We start from the raw sequence: 21466 nt of genomic DNA, 5'->3' as shown, positions 1-21466 counted from the left end.
TTTACAAGCTACGGGAAACTTGACTAATCCAAGGCCATTGTGGTCTTTCGCTTACTGGAGGAAGTGCCCCAAGACCACATGAACTTGGCGAATTCCGGTATCAGTAATGCGAGATCTCGGGCATGAAACAACTCGTTGGTCAATACCGGACGATTGACCGCAGACTTGAGCGCCGCCTCCAACTCCGGATCCTGCCAACCCATCTCAGACATTGCGGTGAGGTTCTCGATAGCACTTTTTTTAGCACTCTTGTCGAGGTAAGTACGAGAGAATATATCGAGTGGCACTTCCGCTGGCAATGTCGAACATCGTCCACTAGCGCCGGCAATCCTAATATTCATTAGAGTTCGGATGCATTTTTCGCATTTCCCACAGTTGTAGTCGTTCTCCTTGTTGAACCAACAAACTCGAAGATTAGCCATCGCCGCATCATTATCAGCGAATACCTTAACCTTCTGCGCGCGGGTTGCATCGATGCCGTCGTGGATAATCTCAACACCAGAAGAAGACCAAAGTGGGTCCAAGTCAGGGTGTGTCCCGTATGGGGGATAGTCCTCAGAGGTAACCGAAGCCGGCACATAAACTCGGCTCAGATGCGGCGACAAAAGTAGGGCCACATGTGCAAGCAGGGCACCATGCGAGTGAGCCTTCCAATCGAGACCAAACGTGGCGTGCACCTGCCTCAAGTTCGTACGCACCTCAATAAGGGGCTTGCCCAGATCTGCGGCAGATTTTCGGAGGGCCGCCAGCGTTCGTTCAGCCAAGTCGACATTATCCAGGCTGATATCAAATCCGTGTATGAAAATCAGATGGGTAATTTCCTCAAGATGTTTGACTGTCGAATAGAATGAGTCGACGCCCCCGGAGAAGAAACACCCGACGCCTCTCGAATCCACTAGCTCCGGGGACTCCACATCTTGCGCGTCAATTTCAATTTTTGACATGTCCTTTGGGTACCATCCGCTCATTACAGTTTGAGCGAACCCAACACCTTCAAGAGCAATCTTGTCCACGACGCCAGCGATCTCAAGATTGCCGGACTGGCGCATCGCAACAATCGTGGATGCAGCCAACCATGGCGTTGAGGTCTTATCCAACGGCACATTGGCGCTGGTTTTAGCCACCCGCCGTTTCTTGCCCGTCGAAATCAGCGCAGATACTTCATGGTCTGCCCCTGGAAGCGGCTTAAGACTAGTGATCTTATTTATTTGATTTGCCTAACGTTGGTAGAAAATTTAGTGCCAGATCTCCTCAGTAATTTTCCTCGCTGGTCCGTGTCGATGTCAAATCCACTGTCGAAACCTGGTGAGTCTTGCGAAAAACATCCCGCGACTCCGGCAGCGAGCCAAGCGACATAAAAACATGGAACGCCCCGAGGTACTCGTAGAACCTCACGTCGGCCTGCGTCTTGCGTGCCTTATGCATCAGCGCCCGGCAAGCCGCGCCAGGTTCGATCTCACAACGCCGCCATGGCAATTAGACGTCTTCACCCGCGTCCACCAAGTCGACTGGTTGCCGGCCGACGCGATCGTGGAGATCGCCCGCAAACTGTTCGCCGACGACGTGTCCGCGCCTGCCGACAGCGCCAGCGACAGCGGAGCTCAGCCCATCCCCGGCCCCGCCGCGCTGCTCGCCGACGCCGTGGCGGGCCTGCCGGCGCAATTCGGGAAGATCGTCGCCGGCACGCGGGATGTGCTGGCCGCCAGCCGAGAGGTGAAGCGCGCGGCCGGCCGCGGGGACCTCGTCCCTCCCACCCGGCTGCGTCCACGCACCCGATTCGACCACCGGATCAGTGGGTCCCGGACATTCGGGGTGGCTCACTTCTCACTCCGCGAGGTCCGTGCGATCAAGGCGCAAACCGACGCCACCTTAAACGATCTGATGATGACCGTCATCTCGCGTGCATTGTCCGAATACTTAAGTCCCCTTAACGAACTTCCCGACCAGTCCCTCGCGGCACTAGTCCCGATGTCGATGCGGAAGTACCGCCCCGGCGAATCGGTCAATCAATTTCTGCCGATGTTCGTGGAACTGCACACTCAAGAGCCCGATCCGGTCCAGAGACTGCGCGCGTGCCCGACGCCGGGACAACCACGCCGTATGCCAACACCATGATCACCAACGTGCCCCGAGGTCCCGCTGACCTGCACTTCTTCGGTGCCAACTCTACATCCGCCTTCGGGGTGCTGGCGATGGAGAACTACGAGGATCTCTGCCACATGATCGCGTCGTTGGGCGACGAGGTGACGATCACCTTCGTCTCCACCCCCGAGCGAATGCCCGATCCCGACCATTACTCGGCATTGCTGAGCACCGCTTTCGAGGAGCTGTCCGCGTCAATTCGCGGAGCTGGATAGAGCCTGCCACCTTCACCAGAATTCATCTGGCCCATGCCGAATCGGCCCGCGATATGCAATGGATCACACCCCGACGAGCATGACGGATTTAGTTACCGTAAAATGCTAGATCGCGGACCCCAGCTCCGCTGTTGACGCCGCCGCAAGGGAAATCCTCCCGCAAGGCGCACAGATCGGAGAATGGTCTCATGTCGGATATGGTCCAGCTGAAGGTACTGCCCGCGGGGGAGAACGAGGCGCGCGCGGAGATCTCCTGGGGCTCCACGAGGTTCGTGATCGAGGAGACCGCCAATGTCTCCCTGAACAAGACACACACGCCGTGGCTCGCCCCTGCTCTCGCCTATGCGATGGAGAAGAACGTCCCGCTGCGGCTCGCCGGCCCGGTGGACAGCACCGCGCTGAACGGAAGTTCTGCCGCGCAGGACCTCATCACGTCGTGGTGGCCGGAGAAGTTCCACAAGGTCGAGATAGTCGCGGAGCCCACCACCGACGACGCGCCCGATGGCCGCGGGATCGGCTGCTTCTTCAGCGGCGGCGTCGACTCCTTCCATTCCACGGTGAGCAACCTGGACGAGGTCACCCACCTCGTGTGGGTGCACGGCTTCGACATCTTCCTCAGCAACGAGCGCTACGCCGAGACCACTCTGAAGGCGCTGCGCGCGGCCGCGAAGGACCTCGGCAAGGAGCTCATCGAGATCCGCACCAACATCCGGAACTTCTACGAGGGCTACCACAACGGCTGGGATCTTGGGCACGGCGTCGCGCTGGCGCACACCGCGCTGCTCCTGTCGGACCACATCCACTCAATCCTTGTGCCCGCCTCCCATTCCGTAGGCCATCTCGCACCCTACGGCAGCCACCCTGAGCTGGACCACAACTGGTCCAGCACTGCGACCCAGCTGATCTACGACGGGTTCGAGTCGAACCGGGTGATGAAGTGCGAGGTGATCAAGGACAACGAGGCCGCTATGCGCCACCTCCGCGTGTGCTTCTGGAACCGAAACGATATCCAGAACTGCGGTGAGTGCGAGAAGTGCGTGCGCACGGTCATCAACTTCCGGATCGCTGGGGCCGTCGGCCGGTGCACCGCGATGCCGGACATCGACCCCATCAAATCGCTCGAGCGCGTCATCATGGACGAGGTGAACGGGAAGTTCTTCGTCCGCGAGAACCTGGACGCGATGGACAAGCTGGGGGTCGACGACCCCGAGTTGCGGGCGGCGCTGGTGAAGGCCCTGAATCGAGGCCCGCTGCAGAAGGCCAAGGCGATGTACTACCAGAGCATAATCGCGGCCAAGGTGCTCGCCATGACGGTTCGCGACAAGGCCCTGAAACGGATCTAGAACGGCGCGGTGACGCACCGGACAGGACGGACGGCCCTCCGCAGAGGATGTGCTCCCCTGCGGAGGGCCATTGCCGTGTCGGCTACGAACTGCGTCCCCAGGACGCCGATGTCACTGCGTGGCCCGCGCCATCCGCCGCTCGCGCACCGAGGTCATCTGGGTCCAGAGGAACTCGGCGAACGCGGGCGCGATCGCCGCTATCTTCCTCATATGCAGCAGCTCGTTGGTCAGGCGCGGGCGGTCGAGAACGCCCCGGAGCGCCGCCTCCAGCTGCGGGTCGTCATAGCCGAGCTCCCTCATCCCGTCGAGGTTCTCCTGCGCGCTCTCGATGCCGCCTGATGTCATGTAGGTCCGTGCGTACAGGTCCCATGGGATCTCCGCCGGCAGGGTTGAGCAACGGCCGCTGGCCCCGGCGATCCTGATGTTCATCATGGTGCGGATGCACTTCTCGCATTTCCCGCAGTTGTAGTCGTTCTCACGGTTGTACCAACAGACCCTCAGGTTCCGCATAGCCGCGTCGTTGTGAGCGAAAGCCGCGACCTTCTGAGGCCGACTCGCCTCCACTCCGTCGTGCACCAACTCCACCGCAGTGGAGGACCAGTGCAGATCCAGGTCCGGGTGCGTTGCATAGGGAACCATCGCGGTAGCGGGAAACGACGCGGGCAGGTAGATCTTGCTCAGCTGACCACCCAGCACCTGCGCAACATGCGCGAGCAGGCTTCCGTGTGAATGCGCCTCCCAATCCAGCCCGAACCCGGTGTGGACCTGACGCAGGTTGGTCCGAACCTCGATGAGCGGCTTACCCAGGTCTGCGGCCGCGGCACGCAGAGCCGTGCGGGTCCGATCCGCCAGATCCTCGTTGTTCAGGCCGATGTCGAACCCGTGGATGAAGATCAGGTGGGTGATCTCATCCGAGTGCTTGATCGCGGAGTAGAACGAGTCCACGCCTCCGGAGAAGAAGCACCCCACCCCTCGGCCCTCGGCCGATACCGGCACCTCCACCGAATCGGCGCGGACTGCAACCCTGCGCATCTGAGCCGGGTACCAACCGTGCATCACGGCCTGCGCCCGCTCCGCCCCAGCCAGCGCCATCTCGTCCACCGGACCCGCGATCTCCAGGTCGGCCTCATGGCGCATCGCCACCAGCACCGACGGCGCCAACCACGGCGTAGCACTCTGGACCAACGGCACGTTCGCGCTGGTTCTTGCGACGCGTTTCCTCTTGCCAATCGCCAGCACCGCCGACACCTCAGAGTCGGTACCCACCATCGGATCCACTGTCATCACATCTACCACGAGCCCCCCTATTGGACAGCGACCGTCGAAGCGAAACCGCCTCGACAATCTCGCCACCATTCCCCTTTAATATACGGCTCCCCCGCCGTCTATTCAAGACCCTCTCGAAGCGGCCATCCAGATTGAAATCCTCGCACTCCACCTGTGCAGCGCGCCGTGGAATAATCCCAAAATGGAGTGATTAGCTTCGCGGACAAAATATCAATTGCCCTATTGCCATTTCAGATGATCGTCGACACCGAACGAGGCAGCGGAGCAATCCCTCCGTCCGCCCCCCGGCACGTTCGCATTCGACGCCAAACGGATAGAGTTAGACAGCCCCCGGACTGACCTGCTCGATGGCACAGAACGTTCCCGCTTAGGCCGGGCAGCCCGACGGACAGCAAATCGCTCGACGACGGCGCCGGCGCTCAAGGGCTCATCGGCAAGCCTCACAGATGACACGCCTCTATCGGACTATGCATCCGCCGTGATCCGGTTGCGGCCACCGTCGGTGACCAGCCCTAATGCTCGGAGACTTCATCTCCGTCGATCCGCTCGATCGTGACTGGATCATTCGCCACGTCGCTCGATGACGGACGTCCCCGTCCGAGAAAGAAGCCAAACTCCTTCTCATCAGCCCGAAACAGCATCCCAAAGTAGTCCAAAATTTTACGCATGGCCCAGAACGCTAGCCGAACTAACATCGTTCGGCAGCGCATCGCGCCGCACCGCATTGCCCCCCTCAATCCGCCAGCCCCCACACCGCTGACCTCGCAAATCACTGTGTACCGCCGGTACCAGCATCGACAGCGCTAATGGACGATCGACCGATTTCACGGCCCGCCTGGCGACTGTATTCAGGAACTATGATCCAACACACAGAGAAGAGGGAGTGCCCGACCATCGAATCGCCGCCAAGACGCCACCAGGCCCCTCGGACTCGCTACACGAACCCTGCGCGACCCGTCCTCGCCACCCGCCGCGTCGATACGGTCGCGAGATTCTCGATTGCCCGTCGCTGACACCCCCACGGTATGAGGCAATCCAATACGTCCCCAATCACTTCCTCTAATTAGACTGTTTGGACGACATAGGAATTGGGGGCTTGCCTAATCAGTCCTGCCGTGTGATCTTCCGGATCTCGCGGAAAACGTGCCGCGATTCCGGCAGCCAGTCGAGCCACATGAATACGTGGAACGCTCCGAAATACTCATAGAACCAAACATCCGCGTTCACCTCTCGGGCCTTCCGCACCAGCGCCCGGCAATCCGCGAGGAAGATATCTTTGGTGCCAATAAATATGTGTACCGGTGGGAGTCCTGTGAGGTCACCAAAGATCGGGCTCACCGAACTCGACTTGGGATCGTCTCCGCCAGCCCATTTCAGCCCAAAGCGGCGGAGGGTGGGGACGTCGAGGATCGGCTCCTTGCGAGCGAGGGCCTCGATGTCCGGATTCTCCAACGTGATGTCGAGCCACGGGGAGAAGAGGAACACTCGACGCGGCAGCGCTAAGCCCTCGTCGCGGATCCGCTGGCTGAAGGCGTAGGCGAAGCCACCGCCCGAGGAGTCCCCCGCAAGGTAGTCCACCGGGCTTCCGTCGCGAATCAGGTCCTGGTACAGGCCCAGCAGCCTGGCCAGGCCGTCCTGAACATTCCCCTCGGGGGCCAGCGCGAACGTGGGGACGATGACTGTCAGGTTGTTCTGCACCGCGATCTTCGCCGCTAGTTTCCAGTGGGCACTGTGGATCGGCGTGGTGTACCCGCCGCCGTGCAGGAACATCATCCGTTTGCCGCCGCCCGCGGCTCCCCCACCAGCGCCCCTTGGTGAAAGCGTGTGCACCGGCATGCCCTGCCAGCTCGTCACCTTCACTGTGCAGGCGCAACTGACCGATCGCGGCAAGCTGGCGGGCTTGGCTGCCCGCGCGGATCCCGCCAGCCGATCGATGCCCCCGGCCGCGCGTGACGGCTTGACGCGCCGCACCACTCGCATCGCCCAGTAGGCGATCCGCATAGCGACACTGCCCCGCGGCAGCCTCAGGCCCACTAGAAACCTCCTACCAGATCTGCTTCGACCAATCACACCTGTTCCGACCCCGCGCGCTCAGCCAGCCACACCCCTCGAAGGTAGGCCCGCCGCCTGAGCAGCAGCTGAGATCGCCTGCGTCCACAGGTCCAGCAGCTTCGCCACGTCGCCGCGGTCGAGGATCGCCGGCACGAACGAGACGTACGCCGAGTACCGCTGTCCGGACTCTGTCTCCTGGACCGTCGACTGGATGTCGAGCACGGCCTGGGCCGGCATCGCGCTGGAGAAGGTCGGGGCGAGCTCCTCGCCCGCGGGCAGCCAGCCGACGGTTCCAGCCTCGGCCCTGGCCTCGGCCGCTCCCCCGTCGACGCGGCCGAGGTAGTTGAACACGATCTGCGGCTCGTCCCACTCCCGCATCCGCTCGGCCGTCTGCGGGTTGAGGTACCGCAGCATGCCGTAGCCGATCCCGCGGTCCGGGGTGGCCGCGAGGTCCCCTTGGACGGACCGGAGCGCGTCGAGCGCCGCGGGCCCGCCGGCGAAGGCCGCGTCCAGGTCCGCGTCGCGCACATCTACCCGCGCCGGGTACATGGAGGTGAACCAGCCCACCGTGCGGGACAGGTCCGCGCCGGGCACAACCGACTCCTCGCGGCCGTGGCCCTCCAGCGTCAGCAGCGCAGCGGTCTCGTCGACTCCCCGGTCCCGTCGCCACCGGGCCAGCGCCATCGCCAACGCGCCGACGAGGACGTCGGCCGTGTCGACGCCCACGGCGGCCGGCATCTGCTTCACCAGGTACTCCGTGAGCTCCACGGGCAGATGCATCTCCATCCTGTCGAGCGTGCGCACCTGGTCCGTCGCCAGATCCAGCGCGCGCGTGCCGAGCAGGGGGTCCGACCCGGTCAGCGTCGAACGCCAATGCTCGAGCTCCGCCAACCGCTCGGGAGCCTGCGCAGCTGCCACCTGGCCGTGCGCCCACGTCCGCATCGAGGTGCCCACGGGCTGCAAGTGCGGCGCCTGGCCCTCCGCGATCTGGGCGCCGGCGACCACGAGGTCCGGCACCAGGATCTGCCAGGACACCGAGTCGACAACGATGTGGTGCGGCACAATCAGCAGCCGGCCCGCGACCTCGTCGGAGGCCGGCGCGAACCAGACGACCTGCACGGCCGCGCCGGTGCGCGGGTCGACCCGGTCGATCGCGGAGTCGAGCTCGGCGGACGCCAGCTCGGCGAACGCAGACTCGTCGGACTCGGAACCGCCCGGGACGACGTCCGCCAGGTCCACCCGTCGGATCCACGAGCGCACGTCGACCGTGCCGACGGGGTCCACCCGCAGCTCAGGTGCGTCCGCTGTGGCGTCCGGGCCGGCCGGAGCAAGCCGGCCACGCAGCACGTCGTGCTGGTCGACGACGGCCTGCAGCGTGCGGGCCACCTCGTCCGCCGTGACGCCCGCGCGCAGGGTCAACAGAATCGGCATGACGAAGCGGTCGTAGTCGCCGCCGCGCTCCAGCATCTTGGCGACCACCGGGTTCACGGGCGCCAGGCCCACGCCGCCGCCGTCAAGCTCCTCGAGCACGGGCCCGGAGCCCGCGTCGACGACCTTGGCGAGCTCGGCGACGGTGCGCTGCTCGAACACATCGCGGGCGGTGAACGGGACGCCCGCCGCGCGTGCTCGCGCGACCAGCTGCATCGACACGATGCTGTCGCCGCCGAGCGCGAAGAACGAGTCCTCCGCGCCGACCCGCTCCACCCCGAGCACCTCCGCGAACAGGGCCGCGAGAGTGCTCTCGGAGCCGGGCAGCGGCGCCCGGTACTCGGCGGCCGCCGCCAGCTCGGGCGCCGGCAGCGCAGCGCGGTCGACCTTGCCGCTGGTCCCGAGCGGGAACCGGTCCAGCACCATGACCACGTCCGGCACCATGTAGTCCGGCAGCTCGGCGCCCGCGAAGGCGGTGAGCTCGGCCTGGCTCGGGTCCTGTCCCAATGCCGTCACATACGCGACAAGCTGTTGGCCGTGGTGGCTCTCGGACACGACGACGACGGACTGCGCGACCCGCGGATGCGTCTCGAGCACGTTCTCGATCTCACCGAGCTCGATGCGCAGCCCCCGCAGCTTCACCTGGAAGTCGCTGCGGCCGATGTACTCGAGCTGGCCGTCGCGGTCCCAGCGGACCAGGTCGCCGGTGCGGTACATCCGCGTGCCAGCGCCGCCGAAGGGGTTGGCCACGAACCGCTCGGCCGTGAGATCCGCACGTCCGGCGTAGCCGCGGGCCAGCTGCTCGCCCGCAAGGTAGAGCTCGCCGACCGCGCCGATCGACACCGGCCGGAGCCGGCTGTCGAGCACGTAGGCCTGGGTGTTCCACACCGGGACGCCGATCGGGGTCACGGCCCGCGCCGGGTCGACGACGGTGGCGACCGAGTTAATCGTCACCTCCGTCGGCCCGTAGAGGTTCACCAAATTCGCGGCCGACGCCTCCCGCACCCGCTCCGCGAGCGCGGGGGCCAGCGGCTCGCCGCCGGCGAACACCAGCCGCAGCGAGGACAGGTCCCGGCTGCCCGCAGACTGCAGGAACAGCGTCAGCACCGACGGCACGAACTGCACGACGGTCACCGCGTGCGCCTCGACCGCCGCGGCCATGTACTCCGGGTCCTTGTGGCCCTCGGGGGCGGCGATGACCAGCGTGCCGCCGGTGACCAGCGGCAGGAACAGCTCCCACACCGACGCGTCGAAGGTGAACGGAGTCTTCTGCAGCAGCACGTCGTCCGCGGTGACGCCGAACCGCTCCCGCATCCACGTCAGCTGATTCGCCAGCGCGCGATGGGTGACCTCGACGCCCTTCGGCCGGCCCGTCGAGCCCGACGTGAACAGCACATACGCGGTGCCGTCCAGCTCCACGCGCTGCGGCTCCCAGCCTGCGGGCTCGGCCAGCTCCAGCTCGTCCACGCAGATCGCGGGGACGCCGTCGGGCAGGCTGCCCGCGTCGGATCCGACGGTCAGCGTGCAGACCGGCCGCGCGGAGTCCAGGACGTGCGCGATGCGGTCGGCCGGGTGCTCCGGGTCCACGGGCACATAGGCCGCGCCCGCCGCCAGCACCGCGTGGATGGCGGTGACCTGGTCCAGCGATCTGCGCATGCAGACGGCCACGTTCGAGCCCGCGCCCACGCCGCTCGACCGCAGGTGCCCGGCGAGGCGCCGCACGTCGGCGGCGAACTCGGCATAGGTCCGCTGGCCGCCCTCGTGCACCACGGCCACCGCGTCCGGGGTCCGCAGCGCCTGCGCCGCAAGCAGCTCGACGGCCGTCGCGGGAGGCACGTCGTTCGCCGTGTCGTTCCACCCCTCGAGCACCAGCGCGCGCTCCGCCTCGCTCAGCAGGTTGAGCCGGCCGACGGCGGTGTCGCCGCGCAGCGCGAGCGTGTCCAGGACACCCGCCAGGCGGGCCGCGAACTCCGCGATAAACGGGCCGTCGAAGATCTCCGGCCGGTAGGTGATCTTGAGATCGAGCTCCGGGCTCTCCTCGGCGAGCAGCGTCAGCGGGAAGTGCGACGCGTCCGAGATCTCCGCGGCCGTGATCCGCATGCCGTCGATGTTCGTCTGCGCCGACAGCCCGGCCTCATCCACCGGATACGACTCGAAGATCGTCAGCGTGTCGAACAATGCTCCGACCCCCGCCGCCTGCTGAATCTGGTTCAGCGCGAGGTAGTGGTGGCCGAACAGGCTCGCCTGCTCAGACTGCACGCGGTCCAGCAGACCGAGCAGCGTCTCCTCGGGATCGAGCCGCACGCGGACCGGAATCGTGTTGATGAATAGGCCGACCATCGATTCGACGCCGCCCAGCTCCGGCGGGCGGCCGGAGACGGTGGTGCCGAACACGACGTCGTCGCGTCCGGTCAGCGCGGACAGCGACAGGCCCCACGCCGCTTGCACGACGGTGTTCATCGTGACGCCGTGCTCGCGGGTGAGCTGCGAGAGGCGACGCGTTGTCTCTGCGCCGAGAGCCACCGTGTACCGGCCGGACTCGCCGGCCAGCGGGGTTCCCGCGGCCTGCGGCGCCACGATCGTCGGACTGTCGATGCCGCCCAGCGCGGCCTGCCACGCGGCGCGCCCCGCCGCAACGTCCTGCGCGGACAGCCACGACAAGAAGTCCCGGTACGGCCGCACCCGCGGCAGCATGGAGGCGTCCGCGCTGGTCGCGTACAGGAATAACAGGTCCTTCATCAGCAGCGGCATCGACCAGCCGTCGAGCAGGATGTGGTGGTTGGCCGCCGCGAGGTGGTACGTGTCCGGGCCACTCTTGACCAGCAGGAACCGCATCAGCGGTGCCGTCGCCATCTCGAATCGCGCGTAGCGGTTCTCCTCGGTCAGCCGGCGCAGCTCCGCGGCGCGCTCCGCCGCGGGCAGGCCGGTGAGGTCGACCTCGCGCCAGGGCGGGTCGATATCGTCGACGACGACCTGGACCGCGACACCGTTCTCGTCGTTCGTGAATGCCGTCCGCAGGTTCGGGTGCCGCAGGAGCAGCGCGCGCGCCGCCGAGCGGAGCCGGTCCGCGTCCACTGTGCCCTCGAGGCCGAGGACCACCTGCGAGGTGTAGACGTCCAGGGACTCCCCCGCGAGCTGCGAGTGGAAGTACATGCCGGCCTGCAGCGGCGAGAGCGACCAGATGTCGGCCGCCGTCGGGTAGCGCCGCTCGAGCTCGTCGATGCCGCGCTGGCCGACCCGCACCAGCGGGAGGTCCGACGGCGTCAAGCCGCCGGCCGCCGGCGTCGCGACATGCGCGGCGACCGCGGCCGCGGCGTCCTGCCACAGGCCCGCCAGCTCGCGCACGTCCGCCTCGTCCAGGATCCCCGTGGCGAACGCGAAGTTCGCCGACAGGACCGGGCCGTCGGCCGTGTCCGTGGTGATCGCGTTGATCGACAGCACCGCCGGTGCGGGCATGCTCGCGTCCATGGCGCCGCCGAGCGAGACGGACTCGCCGTCTGGGACCCAGCCGAAGTCGCGGAACTCCGCCGGCAGGTCCCCGCCGCCCGCACGGCCGAGGTAGTTGAACCCGATCTGCGGGGCAGGTCCCGCGAGCGCGGCGGCCGCGGGGATGTCCGAGTAGCGGAGCATGCCGAAGCCCATACCGCGCCGTGGGATCGCCAGCAGCTGCTCCTTCACGGCCTTGAGTGCCGTGCCGGTCGCGAGGCCGCCCGTGAAAGCGTCGTCGAGGTCCAGGACAGAGTGGTCCAGGCCGGAGTGCTCCGCGCCGGCCACGTCGAGCCGCACGGGGTACAGGGAGGTGAACCAGCCGACGGTGCGGGACAGGTCCGCGCCGGGGACCACCTCTACCTCGCGGCCGTGGCCCTCGAGGTTGATCAGCACGGTCTGCTCGTCGACGCCGCGACGCGCCCGCCACTGCGCCACCGCGAGCGCCAGCGCGGTCAGCAGACCGTCGTTCACGCCGCCGCGGTAGACCTCCGGCACCGCGGTCAGCAGCGCCTGCGTGACCGCGGTCGGCAGCTCGATGTCGACGCGCTCAAGCGTCGACGCGACGTCGACGGCCGCGTCGTACGGCCGCGCGCCGAGGGCCGGGTCCGGCCCGTCCAGCACGCCGCGCCAGTACTCGAGCTCCCCGGCGGTCTCCGGCGCGGACGCGGCGGCGCCCAGCGCGTGGGACCACGTGCGCAGCGAGGTGCCGCCGCGCTCGAGGGTGGGGGTGGAGCCGTCCTCGGCCTGCGCCCACGCGGTCGCGAGGTCCGGCAGGATCAGCCGCCAGGAGACGCCGTCGACCACGAGGTGGTGCGCCAGCACCAGCAGCCGGCCGGACTGCGCCGGCAGGCTCGGCGCGGGGTCGAACCAGACGAGCTGGACCATCACGCCGGCAGCCGGGTCGAGCCGGGCCGCGGCGTCGTCCTGCGCCTGCGTGGCGAGCCGCGCGAATTCCGCGGTGCCGGGGGCGTCCGCGAACTGGACGCGCTCGATCAGCGCGTCGGCGTCGGCCACGGTCCCCGCGGGGGGCACGTCGAGCAGCCACGGGCCGTCCGCAGTCCGGGTCAGCCGGGCGCGGAGCGCGTCATGGCGCTCGAGCAGCGCCGCAAAGGTGCGAGCCAGGCGGTCTCGGCTCGCGCCCACAGGCAGGGTCACGAACGAGGCCTGGGAGAACTGCGTGTAGTCGCCGCCGTTCTCGGTCAGCCAGCGCATGATCGGGGTCGCCGGCAGGGTGCCCACCGGGCCGCCGGGCAGTTCGTCGAGCACCACCTCGACCTCGTCCGCCGCCCAACCCGCGACCTCGGCCAGCGCCGCAACGGATTTGCGCTCGAACACGTCCCGCGCCGCGAACACGATGCCCGCGGCCTTGGCGCGCGAGACCAGTTGGATCGACACAATGCTGTCGCCGCCCAGCGCGAAGAAGGAGTCGTCGACGCCCACACGCTCCACACCGAGGACCTCGGCGTAGAGCTCCGCCAGCGCGGCCTCCAGCTCGGTGCCCGGCGCGCGGTAGGCCCGCTCCGCGAGCGCGAACACCGGCTCCGGCAGCGCCCTGCGGTCGAGCTTGCCCGCGCCGGTCAGCGGAATCTCGTCGATCAGCATGATCGACGACGGCACCATGTACGCCGGGAGCGTCTGCCCGACGAACTCCGCCAGCGCCTCGGCCGTCACCGCGGACCCGTCGACCGCGCGCACGTAGGACACCAGCGCCGTGCGGCCGATATCGTCCCGGGTGTGGCCGATCGTGGCCGCGAAGTCGATCTCCGGGTGCGCGGACAGCGCCGCGTCGATCTCGCCCAGCTCGACTCGGAAGCCGCGCACCTTGACCTGGAAGTCGGTGCGGCCCACATAGTCAAGCGCCAGGGCCGAGTCCTCGCCTCGGAGCCAGCGGACCAGGTCGCCGGTGCGGTACATCCGCTCGCCGGCGACGTCGGCGAACGGGTTCGCCACGAAGCGCTCCGCCGTCATCCAGGGGCGGTCGTGGTAGCCGCGGGCCAGCGCGGGACCTGTCACATACAGCTCGCCGGCCACGCCTACCGGGACCGGGCGCAGCCGGTCGTCCAGCACCAGCAGGCTGACGCCACGGACGGGGCCGCCGATCAGCACCGGCTCGGCCGGGTCCATCGGGCCGCTGGTCGTGGTCCAGATGGTGGCCTCGGTGGGGCCGTACAGGTTGAACATTTCGCGGCCGGGGGCCCAGCGCTGCATCAGCTCGGGCGGGCAGGCCTCGCCGGCCACCGCGAGCACCCGCAGCTGCTCGAGGCCGACGGGGTCGACGGACGCCAGCGCCGCGGGGGTGATGAAGGCGTGGCTGACCTGATCGCGGACCAGCACCGCCGCGAGCTCGTCGCCGCCGTAGACCGTCGTGGGCGCGATGACCATCGTCGACGCGCCGGAGAAGGCGAGCAACAGCTCGAAGATCGACGCGTCGAAGCTCGGCGACGCGAAGTGCAGGACTCGCGCGCTCGGCGTCAGGCCGAAGGTCTCGACGGCCTCGCGCGCCATGTTCGCGATGCCGGTGTGCGTGACCTCCACGCCCTTCGGCACGCCGGTGGACCCGGAGGTGTAGATGACGTAGGCGATGTCGGTGACCTGGGCCAGCGCGCGCCGGTCGGCGTCCGTGATCGCGTCCGCGGGGGCCGCCGCCAGCGCGGCGGCCACGGCCGGGTCGTCGAGGACCAGCCAGTCTGCCGAGTCCGCCAGCGCGTCCTGGTGCTGGGCCAGCGTGACGCCGTGCGCCGCGCCGGAGTCCGTGAGCATGTGCGCGACGCGGTCGGCCGGGTAGTTGGGGTCGACGGGGATGAAGGCCGCGCCGGTCTTGGCCACCGCCCACAGCGCGAGGATCGACTCCAGCGAGCGGGTGATCCCGATCGCGACGAAATCGCCGGTGCCGACGCCCTTGTCGAGCAGCTGCCGGGCGACCTGGTTCGAGCGTGCGTCCAGCTCCGCGTAGGTGAGCGACCGGTCGCCGTCCACCACCGCGTCGTTCCCGGGCGCGGAAGCCGCCGCGGTCGCGAGGATCTGCCCCAGCGTCGCCGCCGGCACAGGGCCCTGCCCGTGCACTGGGACCAGCTCCGAGAACTGTGCCCCGGTCAGCAGGTCGAGGTCGCCGACAGGGACCTCGGCGCCGGCGGCCGCGGTGATCTCGTCGAGCAGCCGCACCAGCGTGTCGCCGAGCGCGCGGACCGTGCCCGCGTCGAACAGGTCGGTGGCGTAGGTGAGGCCGGCGGTCATGCCCGCCGACGCGCCGTGGTCGTCGTAGGACTCGGCGACCGTCACCTGCAGGTCGAACTTCGCGGTGTCGATCGGCGTGTCCAGCCCGCTGACCGTCAGCCCCGGCAGCTCCAGCTCCGCCCGCTCGTTGTTTTGGAACGCGAGGGCGACCTGGAACAGCGGCGAGTGCGCGGTGGAGCGCTCCGGGTTCAGGACCTCCACGAGCCGCTCGAACGGCACGTCGGTGTTGGTGAACGCGCCGAGGTCGTCGGCGCGCACCTGCGCCAGCAGGCCGGCGAACGAGGTGGACCGGTCCACCTCCGTCCGCAGCACCAGCGTGTTGACGAACATGCCGACCAGCTCGTCCAGCGCGGCCTCGCCGCGGCCCTCGATGGCCACGCCGATCGCGATGTCGTCGGAGCCGCTCAATCGTGCGAGCACCACTGCCAACGCCGCGTGCACCACCATGAACAGGGATGAGTTGTGCGCGTGCGCCAGCCGGTGCAGGCGGCCCTGCAGCTCCGCGCCGATCTCGACGTCCAGGTGCGCGCCGCGCAGCGACGCCACCGCCGGCCGCGGGCGGTCGGACGGCAACTCCAGCACGTCCGGCAGGTCCGCGAGCCGGGTGCGCCAGTACTCGACCTGGCGGGCGGCGAGCGAGTCCGGATCGGACTCCTCGCCGAGCAGCACCCGCTGCCACAACGCGAAGTCCCCGTACTGGACGGGCAGCGGCGACCAGCCGGGCGCCTCGCCCGCGGCGCGGGCGCTGTAGGCGATCATCACGTCCTTGGCCAGCGGCGCCATCGACGCGCCGTCCGCGGAGATGTGGTGGATGACGACAACCAGCACGTGCTCGTCCGGCGCGGACTCGAACAGCGCCACCCGCAGCGGCACCGCGGCCGTGACGTCGAAGCCTGTGGCGACCAGCTCGACCGCGCGGGCCAGGAGTTCGGCCTCGTCGGCGACGGCCTCAGCCGTCAGCGGCCCGTCGGCGAACTCCGCCACCGGGACCAGCACCTGCTCGGGGCCGTGGCCATTGTCTGGATAGACGGTCCGCAGGCTCTCATGCCGCTCCAGGACGTCGACCAGCGCCTTCTGCAGCGCCGACACGTCGAGGTCGCCGCTCAGCCGGACTGCCAGGGGCACGTTGTAGGCCGCGGAGCTGGTGTCGAACTGGTTGAGGAACCACATGCGGGACTGCGCCGGCGACACCGGGATTCGCTCGACCGCGCCCCGGGCGGTCAGCGCCGGGCGGGCGGTCCCGGTGCCGGCGCGCTCGGCGCGCGTCGCCAGTGCGCCGACCGTCGGCGCCTCGAACAACTCGCGGACCCCGATGCTGGTGCTCAGCGCCGCGTTGACGCGGGCGACCACTCTGGTGGCGACGAGCGAGTTGCCGCCCAGGTCGAAGAAGCTGTCGGCGACGCCGACGCGCTCGACGCCGAGCACGTCCGCGAAGATCCCTGCGACGACCTCCTCGAGGGGCGTGCGGGGGGCGACGAAAGCGCCTGCCGCGGAGCCGAACTCGGGCACGGGCAGCGCACGCCGGTCCAGCTTGCCGTTCACGCTCAGCGGCAGCGCGTCCAGCACCACCAGGACGGACGGCACCATGTAGCCGGGCAGCCGTGAACGCACGCCGTCCAGCACCTCTTCGATGTCCACTGCGGCGACGTCCACCGCGGCGCCGGCCATCGCGGCGTCGGCCGTCGGCACGACGTAGCCGACCAACCGGTCGCCGACATGCTCATCGCGGTGCAGCACCACCACGGACTCGGCCACGGCGGGCGCGGCGAGCAGTGCCGCCTCGATGTCGCCGAGCTCGATCCGGAAGCCGCGCATCTTCACCTGGAAGTCGACGCGGCCCACGTACTCCAACTCGCCGTCCGCGTTCCAGCGCGCCAAGTCGCCGGTGCGGTACATCCGCTCGCCGACACCGTGGAAGGGGTCGGCGACGAAGCTGCCGGCGGTCTGGTCGGCGCTGCCGAAGTAGCCCCTCGCCAGCTGCGCGCCCGCGAGATACAGCTCGCCCGTGACACCCACCGGCACCGGGCGCAGCCTGGCGTCGAGGACGTAGGCGCGGGTGTTCCACTCGGGGCGGCCGATCGGCACCACGCCCGTCTCGTCCGGCGCGCACTCGTGCGCGGTGACACTCACCGCGGCCTCTGTCGGCCCGTACAGGTTGTGGATCGCGGCCGTGCTGAAGGTCCGGAACCGCGCGACGGTCTCGACCGGCAGCGCCTCGCCGATGCACAGCACCTGGCGCAGCGCGGTGACCCGCTCGGGACTGATCACGGCCATGAACGCGGTGAGCAGGGACGGGACGAAGTGCGCGGTGGTGACCCGCTGCTCCGCCATCACCTGCGCGAGGTACTCGGGGTCGCGGTGGCCGCCCGGCTTGGCGACGACCAGCCTGGCCCCGGCGGTCAGCGCCCACCAGAACTCCCAGACGGACAGGTCGAAGGTGTCCGGGGTCTTCTGCAGGACGGCGTCGTCCGCCGTCAGCGGGTAGTGCGCCTGCTTCCACCGCAACTGGTTGGCGATGGCGGCGTGCGGGACGGCGACGCCCTTGGGCCGCCCCGTCGAGCCGGAGGTGTAGATGATGTAGGCGGTGTTCTCGGGGCGCAGCGGCGCGCGGCGCTCGGCATCGGCCACGGGCACGGCCACGGCGATATCGCCAGGCGCGGGCTCCCACTCGTCGAGCAGGACCGTGGCCATGTCGTCGGGCAACGCGAGGCCGGCCGTCGTCGTGGTCACCACGCACATCGGCGCGGCGCTGGCGAGGACGTGGGCCGTGCGCTCCGCCGGGTGCTCCGGGTCTATCGGCACGTACACGCCGCCGGCCTCGGCGATCGCGTACATGGCGACCAGCAGCTCCACCGAGCGTGGGATCGCGAGGCCCACCCGGACCTCCGGCCCCACCCCGAGCCCGATGAGGTGGCGGGCGAAGGGCCGGACCCGCGCGGCGAAGGCCGCGTAGGACAGTTCTGTCCCCTCGAACACCAGGGCCGTGGCCGCGGGGTCCTGGTCGACGGCCGCCGCGAACATCGCCGGCAGCGTCGTCTCGGGCAGCTCGTGACGGGTGTCGTTCCAGCCGTCGACGATGTGGGCCTGCTCCAGCGCGCCCAGCAGCTCGAGGTCGCCGACAGCCGTCTCGGGCGCGCCGAGCGCGCCGTCCAGCAGCGTGGTGAACTGCCGCGCGAAGCGCTCCACCGTGGCGCGGTCGAACAGGTCCTCGGCGAACGTGAAGACGCCCGCGATGCCCGCGGCCGCGCCGTCCTCGGTGTGCTCGTCGGACAAGATCAGGTGCAGGTCGAACTGGGCGGTCTCGCCGCCCGCCTCCAGCGGCGTCACCGTTAGGCCCGGGAGCGTCAGCTCCGCCCGCGTGGTGTTCTGGAACGAGAAGCCGACCTGGACGATGGGGTGGTGGGCGGTCGTACGGGTCGGGTTGAGCACCTCCACGAGCCGCTCGAACGGCACGTCCGCATGCGAGAACGCGGCCAGGTCGCGCTCGCGGACCTCGCCGATCAGCTGCTCGAAGCTCATGTCGCCGGTCACCTGGGCGCGCAGCGCGAGGGTGTTGACGAACATGCCGATCAGGCCGTCGAGGTCCTGCTCCCCGCGACCGGCGATGGGCGTGCCCACCGCGATGTCGTCCGCGCCGGTCAAGCGGTGCAGCAGGACCGCGAACGCGGCGTGCGCCACCATGAACGGGGTGACGCCGTGCCGCTTGGCCAACGCCTCCAGGCGGCCGTGCGCCTCGGCGGCCACCGGGAACTCGACGATCCCGCCGCGCAGGGTCTGCATGGGCGGACGCACGCGGCCGATCGGCAGCTCGAGCAGGTCCGGCAGGCCGGACAGCGCCGTGCGCCAGTGCTTGATCTGCGCAGAGATCAGGCTCGTCGGATCCGCCTCGTCGCCGAGCACCGCGCGCTGCCACACCGCGTAGTCCGCGTATTGCACCGGCAGCGGCGCGAACGTCGGGATCTCGCCGGCGGCGCGCGCGGCGTAGGCGATCATGATGTCGCGCACGAACGGCGCGGTCGACTCGCCGTCGGTCGAGACGTGGTGGATGACCGCGGCCAGCACCACGTCGTCTGGCCCCAGCGTGAACAGCCGCAGGCGCGCCGGGACGGCCGTCGTGACGTCGAAGCTCGTCTCGACCAGCTCGAGCAGCTGCTCCCGCAGGCCCTGCTCGTCGACGGGAACGGGCACGGGGACTGCGACCTGGCCGAGCCGTTCGTCGTCGGCCGGGAGGATCACCTGGTGCGGGCCCTCCGCGGAGTCCGGGTAGATCGTGCGGAGCGTCTCGTGCCGCTCGACGACATCCCCGATCGCCGCCGCGAGGGCCCCCGTGTCGAGGGTGCCCCGCAGCCGGACGACAAGCGGGATGTTGTAAGCGGAGGACTCCGGGTCGAAGCGGTTGAGGAACCACATGCGGGACTGCGCCATCGACAGCGGCAGCCGGTCCGGGCGGACCACATCACGCAGGGCAGGACTGTCGTCCACATCGCTGGCCAGCGTCGTGAGCCGCGCGGCCAGGGTGGCCACGTCTGGCGCCTCAAACAGGTCCCGGACGCCGACCCGCGTGCCGGTGGCGGCGCGGATTCGGGAGATGGCGCGGGTGGCGATCAGCGAGTTGCCGCCGAGGTCGAAGAAGCCGTCGTCGGCGCCGACGTGGTCCACTTCGAGGATCTCCGCGAACACCGCGGCGACAGTCTGCTCCAGTCCCGAGGCGGGTGTGCGGAACGCCCTGGTGGTGGACGTGAACTGCGGCTCGGGCAGGCGGTCCCGGTCCAGCTTGCCGATCCGGGTCAGCGGCACCTCATCCAGAAAGATCACCTGTGCTGGCACCATGTGCGCGGGCAGGCGCCGGGCGGCGTGCGCGGTCATCGTGGCGGTGTCGAGCGTGTGCCCGGCCGCCGCGTGCACGTAGGACACCAGCGCGGTCTGGCCGGTCTGGTCGTCGTGCCCGATCGTCACCGCGAAGTGCACGCCCGGCACCTCCGTCAGCACGGCGTCGATCTCGCCGAGCTCGACGCGGAAGCCGCGCACCTGCACCTGGAAGTCGGAGCGGCCGACGTACTCGATCTGCTGATCAGTGACCCTGCGGACGACGTCGCCGGTGCGGTACATCCGCTCGCCGTCGGTGAACGGATTCGCCACAAAACGGTCTGCGGTGAGGGCCGGCTGCCCGTGGTATCCGCGGGCCGTCCCGGCCCCGCCGATATAGAGCTCGCCCGGCACGCCCCTGGGGACTGGGCGCAGGCGAGAGTCGAGGATCATCGCCGACACCCCGCTCATCGCGGCGCCGATTGTCACCCGCTCGGCCGCGACCATCGGCGGCGTGATCGTGACGATGACGGTGGTCTCGGTGGGGCCGTACGCGTTGCGCATCGTATGTGCCGGCGCCCAGCGGGCCACCAGTTCTGGCGGGCAGATATCGCCGCCGACGATGACGGTCTCGACGCAGTCCAGTCCGGTGGGGTCGACAGTCATCAGCGCGGTCGGCGTCAGGACGATCGTCGTCGCCCGTTCCTCGGCGATCACCTCGGCCAGTTCCTCGCCGCCGAACACGTCCGCCGGGGCGACCACCAGGGTGGCGCCGGCGGTGAACGCGGCCAGCAGCTCGCCGACCGAGGTGTCGAAACTCGGCGAGGCCACATGCAGCACCCGCGAGCTCTTTCCCACCCCGTACTGCGCGCGGATGTCAGCCGACAGGCTGGCTAGCCCGCGGTGCGTTACCAGCACCCCCTTGGGCTTGCCCGTGGAGCCGGAGGTGTAGATAACGTACGCGGACTGGTCTACGTCCATTGGCGCCAGCCGGTCCGCGTCGGCGATCGGGGCGCTGTCCGCGCGGGCGATTTCCAGCCCGGTGGCGGCGTCGTCCAGCACGATCCACGAGGCGGCGGCCGGCAGCGCCGCGTGATGCTCCCGCACCGTCAGCCCGACCACGGCCGCGGAGTCCTCGAGCATCTCGACGACGCGCTCGCGCGGGTACTTCGGGTCCAGCGGCATGTAGGCCGCGCCAGTCTTGGCGATGGCCCAGATCCCGGTGATCGACTCCAGGGAGCGGCGCAGCGCGAGCGCGACCACCGTCTCCGGACCGGCGCCGCGCGCGATCAGCACGCGTGCGAGCCGGTTCGAGCGCTCGTCCAGCTCGCGGTAGGTCAGGTCGACACCGGCGCAGGTGACTGCGACAGCATCGGGGCCCTGCCGCACTCCCAGATCTAGCAGTTGCGGCAGCGTCTGCGCGGGCACGTCCGCGGCGCCGATGCTCTGCAGCACCGCGGGGGTGATGCG

The 21466-nt window shown here is 68.8% G+C and carries 8 protein-coding genes (1 of these 8 only partly in view); 3 read left to right on the top strand and 5 right to left on the bottom strand.

Features of this window, described 5'->3' with window-relative positions:
• Positions 1 to 23: 23 nt before the first annotated feature.
• Positions 24 to 1124 (bottom strand): adenine nucleotide alpha hydrolase family protein, encoded by a 1101-nt coding sequence (locus tag TBIF_RS25485; protein WP_148302322.1) that lies wholly within the window; start codon positions 1122 to 1124, stop codon positions 24 to 26.
• 238 nt (positions 1125 to 1362) lie between these two features.
• On the opposite strand from TBIF_RS25485, the gene TBIF_RS23920 reads away from it, so the two are divergent.
• The 3 genes from TBIF_RS23920 to TBIF_RS23915 all read left to right on the top strand — a co-directional run bounded on the left by TBIF_RS23920 (position 1363) and on the right by TBIF_RS23915 (position 3700).
• Entirely contained in the window at positions 1363 to 2115 is a 753-nt protein-coding gene (locus tag TBIF_RS23920) for a wax ester/triacylglycerol synthase domain-containing protein (RefSeq protein ID WP_084611772.1), read from the top strand.
• Positions 2112 to 2357: a WS/DGAT domain-containing protein gene (locus tag TBIF_RS17990; RefSeq protein WP_038171791.1), complete on the top strand. Its 246-nt coding sequence runs from the start codon at positions 2112 to 2114 to the stop codon at positions 2355 to 2357. The genes TBIF_RS23920 and TBIF_RS17990 overlap by 4 nt, the downstream gene beginning before the upstream one ends.
• A gap of 188 nt (positions 2358 to 2545) precedes the next feature.
• Positions 2546 to 3700 carry a hypothetical protein gene (locus TBIF_RS23915; RefSeq protein WP_024796140.1) on the top strand — a complete coding sequence of 385 codons (1155 nt, stop codon included), beginning with the start codon at positions 2546 to 2548 and terminating at the stop codon, positions 3698 to 3700.
• Positions 3701 to 3811: 111 nt separating this feature from the next.
• On the opposite strand, the gene TBIF_RS17980 is transcribed toward TBIF_RS23915, so the two are convergent.
• From TBIF_RS17980 to TBIF_RS17960, 4 genes are all read right to left on the bottom strand, one after another.
• Positions 3812 to 4969: a hypothetical protein gene (locus TBIF_RS17980; protein ID WP_024796139.1), complete on the bottom strand. Its 1158-nt coding sequence runs from the start codon at positions 4967 to 4969 to the stop codon at positions 3812 to 3814.
• A gap of 530 nt (positions 4970 to 5499) precedes the next feature.
• Complete coding sequence (locus TBIF_RS25790) at positions 5500 to 5655, bottom strand: hypothetical protein (RefSeq protein WP_158506368.1); 156 nt, start codon at positions 5653 to 5655, stop codon at positions 5500 to 5502.
• Positions 5656 to 6091: 436 nt separating this feature from the next.
• Positions 6092 to 6841: an alpha/beta hydrolase fold domain-containing protein gene (locus TBIF_RS17970; RefSeq protein WP_235174858.1), complete on the bottom strand. Its 750-nt coding sequence runs from the start codon at positions 6839 to 6841 to the stop codon at positions 6092 to 6094.
• A gap of 237 nt (positions 6842 to 7078) precedes the next feature.
• On the bottom strand, positions 7079 to 21466 hold the end of the coding sequence (locus TBIF_RS17960) for a non-ribosomal peptide synthase/polyketide synthase (protein WP_235174856.1). It continues 19479 nt past the right edge of the window; only the last 14388 of its 33867 coding nucleotides appear in the window; its start codon lies beyond the right edge, outside the window — the gene reads right to left on this strand; the stop codon is at positions 7079 to 7081.

This window comes from Tomitella biformata AHU 1821, from assembly GCF_000524475.1.
Classification (GTDB): Bacteria; Actinomycetota; Actinomycetes; order Mycobacteriales; family Mycobacteriaceae; genus Tomitella; species Tomitella biformata.
The sequence above is the reverse complement of the archived record's forward strand: the minus strand, read 5'-3'. Positions and strand labels throughout refer to the sequence as shown.